The 15,264-nt window shown below is 42.4% G+C and carries 7 protein-coding genes; 4 read left to right on the forward strand and 3 right to left on the reverse strand.

The window, feature by feature from the left end:
• Window positions 1-1,749, reverse strand: a 1,749-nt coding sequence (locus tag Q0037_RS02870) for a reprolysin-like metallopeptidase (RefSeq protein ID WP_297515173.1), incomplete at its 3' end; no start/stop codon positions are given.
• Between the two features lie 132 nt (window positions 1,750-1,881).
• On the opposite strand from Q0037_RS02870, the gene Q0037_RS02875 reads away from it, so the two are divergent.
• Both Q0037_RS02875 and bioB read left to right on the forward strand, forming a co-directional pair.
• On the forward strand, window positions 1,882-2,817 hold the full coding sequence (locus Q0037_RS02875; protein ID WP_297515176.1) for a bifunctional riboflavin kinase/FAD synthetase: 936 nt from the start codon (window positions 1,882-1,884) through the stop codon (window positions 2,815-2,817).
• Between the two features lie 53 nt (window positions 2,818-2,870).
• Window positions 2,871-3,956: a biotin synthase BioB gene (bioB, locus tag Q0037_RS02880; RefSeq protein WP_297515180.1), complete on the forward strand. Its 1,086-nt coding sequence runs from the start codon at window positions 2,871-2,873 to the stop codon at window positions 3,954-3,956.
• A 49-nt stretch (window positions 3,957-4,005) separates the two neighbouring features.
• Here the strand turns inward: bioB and Q0037_RS02885 are convergent, their stop codons facing one another.
• Complete coding sequence (locus tag Q0037_RS02885) at window positions 4,006-9,213, reverse strand: hypothetical protein (protein WP_297515184.1); 5,208 nt, start codon at window positions 9,211-9,213, stop codon at window positions 4,006-4,008.
• A 97-nt stretch (window positions 9,214-9,310) separates the two neighbouring features.
• Here Q0037_RS02885 and Q0037_RS02890 point away from each other — a divergent pair, with 97 nt between their 5' ends.
• Together Q0037_RS02890 and Q0037_RS02895 are read left to right on the forward strand one after the other, a co-directional pair.
• The gene (locus tag Q0037_RS02890) at window positions 9,311-9,790 is read left to right on the forward strand and encodes a RecX family transcriptional regulator (RefSeq protein ID WP_297515187.1); all 480 of its coding nucleotides are present in this window, start codon (window positions 9,311-9,313) and stop codon (window positions 9,788-9,790) included.
• Between the two features lie 243 nt (window positions 9,791-10,033).
• The gene (locus Q0037_RS02895) at window positions 10,034-14,038 is read left to right on the forward strand and encodes a hypothetical protein (protein WP_297515191.1); all 4,005 of its coding nucleotides are present in this window, start codon (window positions 10,034-10,036) and stop codon (window positions 14,036-14,038) included.
• A 57-nt stretch (window positions 14,039-14,095) separates the two neighbouring features.
• Here the strand turns inward: Q0037_RS02895 and Q0037_RS02900 are convergent, their stop codons facing one another.
• Window positions 14,096-15,247: a beta-ketoacyl synthase N-terminal-like domain-containing protein gene (locus Q0037_RS02900; RefSeq protein WP_297515195.1), complete on the reverse strand. Its 1,152-nt coding sequence runs from the start codon at window positions 15,245-15,247 to the stop codon at window positions 14,096-14,098.
• Window positions 15,248-15,264 lie beyond the last annotated feature (17 nt).

Consider the following 15,264-nt stretch of genomic DNA (forward strand, 5'->3'; position numbering starts at 1 on the left):
ATCCACGGTAATAGTTGCATTGGCAATGTTTGTTTGACCAACTTTTACATTTGGAACATAAGTGGCATTATCTCTTACTGTTAAACGAAAAACTAAGTTTCGACCAACAGAACTCAATGCTTCAACATTGATACCTGCACTTCCAGCAGTAGTTTGAGCACCCGCAAAAACTGTGGGAAGTACAGGACAATAACGGATGGGTGAAGTAGAAGGAGAATAGGAAATCCAATTTGGCCCTCCTGTCTTACCAACTGAAGCAACACTATTTGCATTCGTAAAAGCTCCTGCGGTATCCACATTAACCTGCTCCCAACTGTACGTTAATGCATCCCCATCGGCATCAGTTCCTGAACCGATTAACATAAAAGGAGTACTTCTTGGGATTGTAAAATTACCGCCAGAATTGGCAGTTGGTGTTGCATTAACTCCTGCAAGAGGGACAGACACTGGACAAGTTTTGTTATTCAAATTGCTTTGAATCTGTGAAATAGATAGTGCGTGATAGGAATCTATAGAATTGGTTGCCGCATTAAAATTCGTGATTCCAGCATAACCCATGATGGTAACACCAGAACCCACTTCAACATTTACTCCAGAACCTTCATTCGCATGCGTAAAGGTGTGGTTTGCGCCTAATTGGTGACCTACTTCGTGTACTACATAGTCGATATCAAATGTATCTCCTTCTGGAATACCATCACCTGGAGACGTATATCCACTTCCTTTGTTTCGGTCGGTAGTACTCGCAGTGTCATCGGTACAAACGCAACCAATACAGCCTGCATTCCCTCCACCTCCGGAAGCTCCGAATAAGTGTCCGATATCATACGCCGCATTGTTGGCTGCCAATGTCGTACCCGTACCTGTCAATCGCGTACTCAACGTGTTTTGTAATTCAGCATTCCAAGCCCCTGCAGAACCTGCTGCTGCTGCAGAATAAGGATCGGTAGCGGCGTTGTAGAAAATTACATTTGTTGATTCAGTAATAATATTAAGGTGAACGCCTAAATCTTTTTCATAACATCCGTTGGCGCGCGACATGGTTTCATTAAAGGCGTCAATAACCAAGTTAACTTGAGCCGCACTAGTCGCTCCAAAATAATTGGAGTACTCTGCTGTACACGATTGTGCCAATCGCATTGTTTTCAAAACACCATTGCTGGCCAACACAACATTCCCTCCAGAATTTCTATTGGAAGGATTGGCTAAACCACCAAATTCATCTTCCAACACATCACATTTCCAAGCGGGTTTCGGACCGTTATTGGCTTTATTATAAACAACATAAATCGTTCCATCGGCTGAAAAAGGCTCCATAAATTCACTGGTTGTTCCTGCTCTAAATACAACCGTTTTTATACCTCTTATACCAATACTCAATTTCATGTAGGCTGTTGGGTCAACGGTACTTTTACCTGAAAAAGCACGGATATCTGGAAATTGTGCTTGCAAATCAGCCTCAAAGTTGGACGCTTCATTCACCACAAAATCTTCTAATTTCCCTTGTGAATTAGGAAGTGTAATTACACAAGTGGCACCAGGTTGATCGACAATCGTCATCAATCTGTTTTTTAATTGGTCAAAATTCAGCGTATACAAATCATACTGCGTAGGAAATGTACTTCTGAATGTTCCTTTAGCTCGTTCTAAATCCTTACGGGGTTCCGCTGCTGACCAATAACGACCAGTTTGCGCATTCATTCCCGCTAAGCCAAGGAAAAAAATAGAAAGTAATAAAATTTTTTTCATTTTAAATAGATTGGTTATAATAGCTAACAAATATAAACGATTTTTTGCGAATTTGATATTCCAAATGTGAATTCAACGGGTTTTAGTTGTTAAACGTAAAAATCAACTACCTTTGTCCCGATTTTATAGCACTTGAAAACCTATTCCAACATCGCTGATTTTCCCAAAACCATAGGCACAGTGCTTACACTGGGTACTTTTGATGGAGTACATTTGGGCCATACTAAGATTCTAAATAAAATAACAGAAGCTGCAAAAATTATGGATTTGGAGAGTGTCGTACTTACCTTCCATCCGCATCCGCGATCGGTGTTACAAACAGATACTCCCATGCACTTACTCAGTTGCATCGATGAAAAGTCGAACTTGATTAGTAATGCGGGGATAGACCATCTCGTTATTCATCCCTTTGACAAAGCGTTCTCACAATTAACTGCCGAGGAATTTGTTACTGATATTTTGGTCAAAAAATTTAATCTCAAAAAAATTGTCATCGGGTACGACCATCGTTTTGGAAAAAATCGAACGGCAAATATTGATGATTTAACTCGATTTGGAGCGGAATTCGGTTTTGAAGTAGTCCAAATTACAGCAGAAGAAGTCAATGCAATTACGATTAGCTCCACCAAGATTCGCAAAGCATTGGAAACTGGCAATTGTAGTGCTGCCCAAGACTACTTGGGTCATCCATACACCCTTTCTGGCACCGTAGTGAAAGGTCAACAGTTAGGTCGCACCTTGGGATTTCCTACAGCCAATTTACAGCCTTGTTGTGAAGAAAAACTTATTCCAAAAAATGGAGTTTATGTAGTGCGCGTCTCTTATGACAACCGTTGCTATTCGGGCGTTTTAAATATTGGTAATCGACCTACCGTTTCGGGCGCTACTCGTACCATCGAAGTACATCTTTTTGATTTTTCCCAAGAAATATACGATGCCAAACTTTCGTTGGAATTTCTAAAATTCCTCCGAGAAGAACAACGTTTCGAATCGCTAGACGCACTTAAAAATCAGATTATCAACGACAAAGAGCAGGCTATTGCGTACTTCCAAAACCTTCCGAAATAGCTATTGCCCAATGAAGGGAAATCGTTACTTTTGAATTCTAATTCCGTCATGCTATGAGTGAAATAAGACACAATTGGACCAAAGAAGAAATTTTGGCCATTTACCATAAACCTTTCATGGATTTGATGTATGAAGCGGCCACCGTGCATCGCAAACATCACGATCCTAATGTGGTTCAAGTTTCAACCTTATTATCCATAAAAACGGGTGGTTGCCCTGAAGATTGTGGCTATTGCCCCCAAGCAGCGCGGTATCATACCGATATTGAAGGAAATGATTTGATGAGCGTCACTCAAGTAAAAGCGCAAGCCCTTCGTGCAAAAGCCGCGGGCTCTTCTCGTGTTTGCATGGGAGCCGCTTGGCGTAATGTGAAAGACGGTGCCGAATTTGACCAAGTATTGGAAATGGTGCGTACCATCAATAAATTGGACATGGAAGTGTGTTGTACCTTGGGAATGCTTACGGAAAATCAAGCATTGCGTTTGGCGGAAGCCGGACTCTATGCCTACAACCATAATTTAGACACCTCTGAAGAATATTATAAAGAAGTCATTTCGACACGAGGCTTTGAAGACCGATTGAAAACGATTGAAAACGTACGAAAAACCAACGTAACGGTTTGCAGTGGCGGTATTATTGGAATGGGCGAAAGTGTAGAAGACCGAGCGGGTATGTTGGTGGCACTTGCTCGTTTGAATCCGCAACCTGAATCCGTGCCAATCAATGTGCTTGTCGCTGTAGAAGGAACGCCTTTGGAAGATCAAAAACCAGTAGAAATTTGGGAAATGATTCGTATGGTAGCCACTACACGTATTGTCATGCCTGAAACGCAAGTACGCTTATCGGCGGGACGAACTGAAATGTCACGTGAGGGTCAGGCCATGTGCTTCTTTGCGGGTGCGAACTCAATTTTCGCGGGAGATAAATTATTGACTACACCCAATCCGGATGTTAATGAGGACATGAAAATGTTTGAAACCCTCGGATTACAACCCCAAAAACCGTTTATCAAACTTATGCAACCACAGACCGTAGAAGCAGAAGATTCGCAATATCAAACGCTGGGTGAAAAACCGAAATGGTCGCGTCCAGGACATAATATAGAACGCAACGTTAAAGCTTCTATCAAAGGTAAATAACAAAAAAAGTCCCGATAAACTCGGGACTTTTTGTTTCTATAGTATAAATTTATAATACTACCTTTTGCGTAATTACAGCGCCGGTTTCCAATACGACTTTGACTATCAACGCTTGTTGTTCGACTTCAATTGGACTGGTTTGCGCTTTTACATCATGAACCGCTGTTAAATGAGTTAGTAATCGCCCTTGTAAATCATAAACCATAACCTCTTTAATAGTCTCTTCGGCTTGCACTGAAACAACTCTTTGTTGCGCTACTACCTTTATTGTCGCCTCATACGCCAAAGAATCGATATTTAGATTAGGGTTTCCTGGAATCGCATAACGTAATTCAAAACGAGTGTTTAATTCCCCTTTAGGTAATGTTACCGTGTAAGGACTATTTTTCAAATTATGAAATACCCCGGCAACCTTATCTTCCAAATAAATAGGTTGCTGCCCCGCAAACAATCCATCCGTTTTATATAACGCAATCGCATACGTTCCAGCTGTGTTAACGTAAACTCCAAGTGGAATGCGGTCATTTCCTGTAAAAGGCAGCCCTTTTCCTTGAATAGAATAGGGTTCATTTTGCAATATAGAGTAGATACTTAATTCGCCTGTTATTTTGTGAATACAATCATACAAATGGTCCCGACCGTTGGTGGCTTGACTTGCATACCCTACCAAGGTACGTTCTGAATTTCCGTTGGTTGTATTGACGATATCCAGCCAAATTCGGTGTTTCTGATTGGAAAACCATTGTGCATTTCGATAAAAATCAGTGTTGTCATACGGCATCAACAAGGCATCGGCGCGAAGACTATTTTCGAAAGCAAGGGTATTCGGCGTAGATGCTGTATGCAACATATTGACCATAAATCCTTGCCCTGCTCCAATTTTTCCAGCAAAAGAATCGGGCTCGGTCGAACCCAAACCGTTATACTTGATATAGTCTGAAGCCCAATAATTGTATTGGAAATTGTTATAAAACGGACTGGTTGTCGAGGTTGGCGCCAAACCGTGTTTCCAAACCCAAATTGAACCCTCAATTTTCGTCTGATTCAAGACCAAAAACTCTTCTGCATCAATCGCTGAAGGGTATGGATTTCCAACTAAATTCCAATTGTCATCAAAACGGGTAGTGTCAAAATTATCGGGATTCGTGAGATCTGCATCGAAATCGGCACCATCATAGTTTCCACGTGAAATAGGAGATATAAACTGTCCGTTATGTGGTTTTCCGGTAAAGGTAGCCGTTAAAGGAACTGCCGTTGCAGCACCATTGGACGCACGAGCGATGTAGCCTTTTCCACGCACCATCGTTCCCGCAGCTCCTACCCAATTTCCAAATGTTCCATTGGTATTTGCAAAGGTTGGATTCCATTCGTAACGCAACGCATTGGGTAAGGAATTTACGGCTACATTCTCCGTTGGAGCACTCCAATACACATAATCAAAATTACGGGCTAAAGTGGTACGATCCATTCGGAATTTTGTCCCTGAATAATCTCCATTGTTGGTATCTGTCTCATTGATTTGAATCAGTTGCCCTGTATTGTTGAGGTTTAAAATTCCGTCTAACGTTAGTTTATTAAACGCAAAAACATAATCATTAGCACCGATGGTCAGAATTTTATTCAACTTCACTTCTAGGTTTCCTTGGGCGAATAAATTATTGGAGGTATTCGTATTAAAATCATTGTCCAACACTACATTATAAAACTGTTCAACATTGGCATGTACATTCCCGTTGATAATTTGCGGAGCACTTCCCACAAAACGAACCGTTCCGTTTCCTTCTTGAAATTGTGCCGCTGAAGCCGCATTGGTCCAATTACCATAAAGGATTAAATTCCCATCTGTGGTACTCGAATTACTGTCATCCATATCCAAAATCCCAGCGCCTGAAAGACTATGATTTCCATAAACCTCTAGTCGATTTAAAGCATTTCCTTGCAGTTGGATACGACGCCCTGAAATGGTCAAATCTTTACACTTGGCGATATCAGAAAAAGTATCCGAATTGGGAGCAGTATAATCAATAATAGCATCATTTCCTGCAGTAGCATCAATCACAACATCGGTTAACTCATCGGGAACCGTCAAAAGTGCCCAATTATTACAGTCAAACCAGTTGGTATTCAATGCTCCTGTCCATTTATTGAAAGGATCTGAAGCAGTAATCACAAAGGGAGAGGGAGACGGACAAGTCCCAAAAGTATTGGTCCAATTGGCAGTATAATTCACAATATTTCCAATCAAATAAGCGCGATTTCCGATAGTATAAGTAGCTGCTGGTGAAACAGTATAACTTCGTGCATAGGTTCCAGTACTGGTGTTGGCTTGTAATGATGCACACTCTAATGCCGGATGTTTTCTCGACCTTCTTAGATTAGCCGATGGCGAAACTACTCCACTCAAATCATCGGCCAAAGAATACCATAGCCCACCATCTTGAACTCCTGAAAGTACCGTACCGGTAAATGTAGAACCTGTAACATTATAATTGAAATAGCCCTGCATCAAAAACATGGAATCAGGATTTGAAGTTGAAACATTGACAAAAGTATGACTTAGTAAATTATTGCCATCCGCTGATTTACCTGAAACGCTAAACGGAGATAAAGAAACTCCTAAAGGTGAAACACAGGAAATTGTGGTTGCTGTACCTCCATTGTCAGTAGTAATACAAAAAACAGAACCCGCTGGAATAGCAGTTGACCCATTATAAGTAAATTCTAAATAGGGTACATTTCCAGTAGGTGTAATATCCGCACGACATTCAAACCATTTATTGGTTCGAACATTTGCTGCAGGAGAACCGCCTGTTTCATACGTTCCGTTAGTCCATAAAAAACTTGTCCCTGGGTTAACATCTACCAAGGTAACTAAGCGAATATCATCGTCACCTCCTGCTGCATTGTTATTGTAGGCAATCAACAATAAATCACCTGTTTTAAAAACAGTGGGCACTATATTCTGGGGCGTGCAAGTGACTTCAATACCCGAACTCCAATCGGCACCACTACGCACAAATATCTCGATATAATACGTCACTCCATTAGTTAACCCTGTAATGTTTACATTGTTTCCGCTGGAGGCATACACTACTTGATTGAACGCTGCAAAAGCTGGGTTGGCCGTGTAGGCACTTCCATCGCCATTTGGGGCAAATGTAATGCCAGAAGCAGCGGTCACCACTACCAAAACTTGGTCAAAACAAAGCGCATTGGGATTGGCCCAACCGATTAATCCCGTGGTGTTTCCTGGTGTTGCGATAGCGTTATTGACATTACTTAAAGCCGCTATTTGGGTGAGCGAACGTGGACTCGTTGAAAAAACAGTGTTGGTTGGTCCATTATTTCGGTACGTATAAATTTCATAAACATACGTAGCCCCCGGTGTCAACCCAGTAATCGTGGCTGTAGTCCCAGTGCCGATATAGACGACGCGCGAAAGTGGTGCCGTGCTACCATAGGTGGGTGCCAACGAAAAATCGGTGTTGAAGGGTTGTGTTGAGGCCACTAAACTAGTCACAGCGTGGGGATTTAATCCCCCTTGTCGTGCAACGATCATATACCCATCGAAAGGACCGGTTAGCGGGGCTGACCAATTCAAGACTTGAGTCGTATTGCTTGAACAACCCCGTGAAAAAGTGGCAGGAAGATTGGGTGCGGAAGGGGCAATGGTTTGCAAACCGCTATTGGTTGTATTGCCACTTCGCGCGACACCTCCGAAGAAAATCAAGTTCGCCCCCACATTAGTAAATCCATTCACTCCAATGGTATTCCCAAGAGTAGCTGTTGCTGAAAAATCAGCGGTAATAAATAAATAGCCAACTGTTCCTGCATTGATTACGGTTGACGTAAAGGGTGTAAAGTTTTTATTTCCTGCCACTCCAGGAGCAGTCAAGGTACATAAAGTTGCATCGCCTGCATCCAAAACGTTATCCAAGGAGTAGCGAACTTTAAGATTCACAATATCGGCAGCAGCGTATGTCCCTGTAATAGGAATCGCTTGAAGTCCGTTAAGCGTCGCATTGGAACTGCTTACGGTAAGTTGAAAACGGTGTAAAACATGATCCACCGTGCCTTGAGAAACAAAGGCTGCCGGAACTTGTGTTCCCATATTGGCTAAAGCTACGATTGGTGTGGCTACAGTTAGTATGGCTGCATTAGAATTAACAGCAGCACAGGGCGCCGTTCCTGTTACCACACAACGATAGCGATACCCATTCAATGAAGATGGAGTAGCATTAATATTCAGGGTAGGATTGGTCACATTAGCATAGGGAAGCACATTGGTTAAATTCGTCCAAGTGGTTCCCCCGTCGGTTGACACTTGCCATTGATACGAAACGGCATTGGAAGCAGCAACCGTAAACACCGTATTGGTTAACGATTGAACGGTTTGACTGGCGGGCTGTGTAGTAATATTTACCGCAGGAACTATGGTAATGGCAGCGGAAGCTACATTTCCAGTGGACCAACAAGATGTAGCGGAATTAAACGCACGCACATAATACGTTCCGCTAGTGGTTACGTTCAAAGGTGTTGCCGCATTGTTTGCTGTGGAAGTGCCTGTTGGTGTTGTTTGCCAATAATTGACTACCGGTGCCGTAGCAGTTCCTGTGTAGGTTAAGGTAGTCGTCGAACACGCAGGCGTGGTTCCTGTAATAGAGCCTGTTGGGTTGGCGGGTGGGGTGCAAGCTAGTGTTACTGTACCATTAAAAGTGAAATCGTTTATACTAAATGTACCACCCGCAGCACTTGCGCCCCAAGCATAAAACCTAAATGTTATAGGAGTAGTAATATTTTGAAACCCAGCGGCTGCAAGTGAAATTGTTGTTCCAGCAACAGTTGCAACCCCTATATCTGATGAAAAACCGTCAATACTTGATCGGAATGAATAAGATATTGGACCTGTTCCTGAAGCCTGGCCAGTATAAACAAAACTCACAAAATCAATCCTATAACTTGAAGCTGGAGTTAAAACAAATTCAAAATAATCATTCGAATCTAGTAGTGCTGAATTAAATCCAGATGCATTATACCTATTATTAGCATTTGAACCAGCTATACCTGAACCTCTGCCAATACCACTAACAGTTATATTTGGATCTATGACTTGACCAGTTGTATAGGGATTTGTTGTATTAGGATTTGTACCTGTAATTGGATTAGTAAATAGAGATTGCCCCCAAGTATTCATACTCAAAAACAACAAAACCAATAAAATTTTAAAGCTCTTTAAAGTCACTTTTTGACAAATCATTTTTTTATCTTTTTCCAACTTACAAAACTACGCCTAATTCACAGGATTTCAATAGCTTTGTATTACTAATTTATCAACAAATCAATTGTTACTTTACGTGGCTTTGCACTCAAAATCAGGACTTTCCGTTCAAGACGTATTGGCCAAACTCGAATACTACTGCGCCTATCAAGAACGGTGCCACGCAGAGGTATGGCAAAAGCTTCAAGAATTCACCCTTTTATCACAGGAAAAAGACGAAATTATAGTGGCCTTGATTCAAAAAAACTTCTTGAATGAAGAACGCTTTGCGTTGGTTTTTGCACAAAGTAAATTTCACCAAAAAAAATGGGGAAAAATACGTATCAAAAATGAATTAAAAAGTCGCCAAGTAAACGAACTATTAATACAAAAAGCACTTAAAACAATTCCCTCCGAAACCTACGAAAGTACTTTCGAACAATTAGCTTCTCAAAATTGGGAATCTATCCGTGAGACAAACTTATTGAAGAAAAAAAAGAAATTTTGTGATTTCCTAGCACGAAAAGGATGGGAACATTCTCGAATTATGGATTGGCTTCACGAGCAGAATGTTTAATTTTCCTACAACTTCACTTGTAAGTTTTTACTTGGCTTTTATGCCTTAATAATTTTATGCCTTAAAGTTTATTTTTATTTCATTTTCAAATCATTACGTCAATTTTATAACCACGAAAACGTTTTCGTTGTTTTGAAGTACGTATGCATTTCGTCGATTATTTTGTGCATTTCGTCGATACTATGTCTAGTTTTGGTCGACTTTTTAAAAAGTACGTCAAAATCAAAAATGCTTTAAACACTCATGAAAACAAAAGGAATTCAAACAGACTTATCGCTTTGGTCATTATTCTTAACTCTTTTTTTAAACTTTAATCTTGTTGCTCAATGCCCAACACCTCCAGGAAATCCGGCCATATATGGTTCAGGTTCATGGAGAGCGTATGTGTATTCTTACACTGACATAGGAAATCCACCCGCAAATCCGTTTGCTACGTACCGTGGTTTTTTTACCTTACCCGAAACCTTTAATAATGATTTGGCCAGTGGTTCTCTTTCTGGACCTAACATTTGTGGAATTTATAGTGACACCTTCGCCATTCGCATGCGTATGCAACGGACTTTCGCTCCTGGCAACTATACCTTCACAGTTGGTGGCGACGATGGATACCGTTTGAGTTTGGATGGTGGAACAACGTTTATTATCAATCATTGGAGTGACCGCTCGTATGGAACAACTACAAGTGCTGTTGTCTATTTGGATGGTCCTGTAAATATTGTCTTAGAATATTATGAAAAATTTGGACTTTCAAGAGTAAGTTATTCGTTTAACACCTGCGCAAGCTCAACAGCACCAACCGCTATTAATGCCCCAACTGCCTTATGTCAAAATGCAGGCGGAACAGCATTGGTTGCCCAAGGAGGAACGCATGGATCTGGAGCCGTTTTTCAATGGGGTACGGGCGCTGTGGGCACAAACATCATTACAACCACCTCCGGAAACTCACTTTATGTGAATCCAACAGCTACTACTACCTATTGGGTTCGTCGCATCGATCCAGCGCCTTGTGCTGTAGTCACTTCTGGTGTTAGCACCACTATTTCCGTAAACACTCCTTCAACCATACCCTCCACTATCAGCGGCACGACAACCCTTTGTGCAGGACAAAGCACAACGCTCACTGTTTCTGGGGGCACCCATGGAACGGGAGCCGTTTATGAATGGGGGACGGGGTATAATGCTGGTGTCAATGTCATCGCGGGCGCAACAGGAAGTTCAATCACCGTAAGTCCAACGTCGCAAACAGGCTATTGGGTTCGTCGTGTAGATCCAGCGCCTTGTCCAGCAAACAACTCGGGACACATTACAACTACGGTTAATGTTAATCCAAGTTCGACAGCACCAACAACCATAACTCCTTCAACAACTTCTATCTGTCCCGGAAACAGCGTAACCTTGACCGCTTCAGGAGGAACAGCCCTCTCGGGGTCAACCTTTCAGTGGGGAACGGGAACAACCATCGGGTCAAATGTTATCAGTGGACAAACGGGCGCAAGTATTACCGTAAGCCCTAGCACTACAACAACCTACTGGGTTCGTCGCTTCGATCCTTCGTGTAATGCCTTTACCGCAGGGATTACATTCACACTTCCCACAGCAGTAGCACCGGGAAATCCAGCTCTTTTTGGAGCCAACACATGGAATGTCTATGGCTACTCAGGCGCCGATATTACTTTAGGAACTACTACTTACCTCGGATTTTACACCACCAATACATTAAATTTCAACACTCAAACCGGAACCAATAGTTGGGCAAACAATACTTCGCCTTCTAGCGCTTCAGGTTGGAACGGCTGTCCTATTCCCGCCGAAAACCACACTTTTACTGCAAAACGCCGCGGATTTCCTTGTGGAAACTATACGGTAGCCATGCAAAACTGGGATGATGTAGCGCAATTATACATCAATAACACGCTCGTTTGGTCGGCTAATTCCTGGAGTGGTAATGGAAACTTTAATGTAATTATTGGAACCTACTACTTAGACTCTACCTCTACGGTTGAAATTCGTAACCGCGAAAACGGGGGACTCTCCAACATCAGCGTTACCTTTACCAATACGAATATCCCCTCCACAGCTCCAACGGCCATTACAGGAACTACTGTTCTTTGTGAAGGCACTTCAACTACACTAACGGCTACTGGAGGAATAATGGGAACCACGGGTGCTTTTCAATGGGGAACTGGAACTATCGTAGGTTCAAACATTATTGCAGGCGCAACGAGTGCCACGCTCACAATTTCGCCCACAACAACTACGACGTACTGGACTAGAAGAGTCGACAGCATTTGTTGGGTAACTACTACTGCGGCCACTACCACAGTTACAATCCACTCCACCACGGTAGCCGGAAATCTTTCGTCTCCTACAACAACCATTTGTAAAAACGCTACTGTTTCTGAAATTACCTTAACAGGTAACACGGGTTCGGTAGTCAAATGGCAATATGCCTTTGATGCCGCATTTACTACTGGTGTAACCGACATTGCAGTCTCGAATACTAGTTTATCCACTGCACAAATTGGCACATTCGCCACCACACGCTATTTCCGTGCCGTGGTTCAAAATGGAAATTGTTTGGCAGCCAACACAGCTCCCCTTGCAATTGTAGTTCCAGACACCGTTGTTTACAATGGCACATGGAATGGAACCCCAACCGAAAAAACACCGATACTCATTGCCTCAAACTATACGTTGACTTCCGATTTGGAGGCTTGCTCTTGTCAAATAGGTGCCAATGCCACCTTGACCATTCCCGCAGGACGAACACTTCGAACACAACAGGAAATTGAAGTAAATGCTACGGGCGGACTTATCGTAGAAAACAATGGAAGCTTGGTACAAGTAAACGATGCCGCTATCAATTCAGGCTCGATTACCTTCAAACGAAACACCACTCCGCTAAAACAATTTGATTACACCTACTTTTCGAGTCCCATTCAAAGCACAACATTAGGGCAACTGGCGCCCCAATCTATGTTTTACTCCTTTAATCCAAACATTAACAATTGGAATTTGGAAAATGTAAACACAGTAATGACTTCAGGAAGAGGGTTTATTTTCCGAGCTCCAAACACGCTTAACTTCAACACCCCCCAAATTTTTGGTGTATCCCTCAACGGAACGCCCACCAATGGAATTGTTCCCACGACCATCGTGAAAGGAACGGGCACAACGTTTAACTTAATAGGAAATCCTTACCCTTCAGCAATAGATATTGATGCCTTTTTGATGGATCCTGCCAACGACCCTATTGTAAATGGAACCATTTATCTTTGGACACACAACACAGCTATTGCCAATGTAAGTGGAACCAATATCTATGTGTATACGAGTGACGACTATGCTAAATACAACTTAACCGGTGGCGTTCAAACCGCAAATCCATCGATTACTGGAGGTACTCCCCCAAATGGCAGAATTGCCTCAGGACAAGGATTTTTTATCGAAGCCAATAACGTACTAACGGCTGGAACCTACACTGCGCGCTTTAACAACAGCATGCGTATCAAGGGTGAAAACAATCAGTTTTTTAGAACATCAGGAGTAACTACACAGAGTACCGTTTTGGAAAAACACCGGGTATGGTTAACCTTGAGCAATTCCCAAGGAGCTTACAGTGAACTCTTAGTAGGGTATATCACAGGGGCTACCCAAGGTATGGACTCTAAATATGATGGAAGAACCCTTCCTGCGGGGAACGTAATCTCGTTTTACTCCTTGTTGAATGCTACGGAGTTGGCGATACAGGGGCGAGCGCTTCCTTTCCAAGATGATGATCGAGTGCTACTAGGATTCCAATCGACCCTTACGGGAACGTTTCAAATTCGTTTGAGCAATTTCGACGGCTTGTTTCAAAATCAAAATGTATACTTATACGACGCAACCACGCAAACCTATCATGATTTAAAAGCGGGTGCCTTTACGTTTACCATCGCTCAAGCGGGAACGAATAACAACCGTTTTGAGTTACGTTTTACCAATGGAAATGCATTACAAACAGGAAATTTCACGCTTGACAATACCGTAATGGCCTTTATAAAAGAGGGAAAATTACACATTACGAGTTCACGGGAATCCATTGCAAACATTGAGATGTTTGATTTATTAGGAAAAAAAGTGTTCAGCCAAAAGGGAATTAACCGCACTGCATTCCAGTCGGAATTCCTTCCCTTTTCGAATCAGATTTACATAGTTCGCATTACCTTATCTGACGAAAGTGTAGTCACAGAAAAAATAATACGTTAATTAAAAATTGGGCTTTTTATTAACCAAAAAAGAGCCGTCTCTAGCGAGGCGGTTTTTTTATTTAGAAATGCGAATCGTCACCGCATTACCCCCAAACCCAACCGCATTAATCAGAATATGTTGTATGGGTTTTTTTGCTGTAAAAATTTTACTGAAAGGAGTGCCAAAAAAAGTTTGCTCTTGAAGCATCAAAAGGGCCAATTCCAAGCTGAAAATTCCCGAAGCTCCAAAGGTATGACCCATTTTCCACTTGTTTGTGGTCAACATCGGTACATTTTCACCAAATACTTTTTGAATCGCTTTATATTCGGACAAATCGCCTTTGACCGTCCCAGGCGCATGCATCACGATGGCGTCAATTTCAGCCAAGGATAAATCCCCTATGGCCATTTTCATCGATTTTTGGAAACAAATGGCCTCATCCGATATGGAAATGTTATGTTCCAATTCGTCGGTAGCGTAGCCCACTCCAGTGATGTACGCCAAAGCATTGACCTTGTCTCGCCCCAACGCCACTACCCCAGCTCCCTCACCCAACACCATCGTATTGCGAAGTTTATCCAAATCCATGGTCTTACACGGATACCCTTTCGTTTCGCGCGAATAGATTTTTAACGCTTGCATTTGCGCTAATGTAAAAGGGGTCAAAGGCGCCTCGCTTCCACCCACAATAAATTTATCCGCCATACCGGCTTCCAACCATGCCACCGCATTCAAAAGGGCGTGCAACGCTGTGGAACAGGTGATGGAATGGGAAATTTCGGGTCCGGCCGATTTTAAATCATGGGCAACCCAACTCGAGAGATTTCCCAAAGTGGTGGTGGGCGAACTCAAGGTCGCCGTTTTACCAGTCGCGATAAATTCGCGGTGAAATTGCTCCCATAAATGCGTGGCACCACGTGACGAACCAATATTGATTCCTATCGCATCGCCTTTTTGCCAACCCGCTTGAGTTAGAACCCTCCGACTCACATCCAAACCCATAATCACTGAAGGATCTAAGTTTTTATACTTGGAGTCCGAACGACGAATGACCGCTAAACGTGTTTGATCGGTTTCCATTAAAGGAGCAACCCAGTATTCTTGGGTTCCAAAACACTTTTTTTGAATCGCCGTGGCTTTTGAAGAATAGGCCTCACGAATGGCATTGGGGTTCGACCCCAAGGGCGAAACAGTAGCTATAGCGTTTATGGAAATGCGATGTTTCAAATGAAAATTTTAAGGCT

Origin of the sequence: Flavobacterium sp. (genome assembly GCF_027482425.1) — a bacterium.
Lineage (GTDB): Bacteria > Bacteroidota > Bacteroidia > Flavobacteriales > Flavobacteriaceae > Flavobacterium.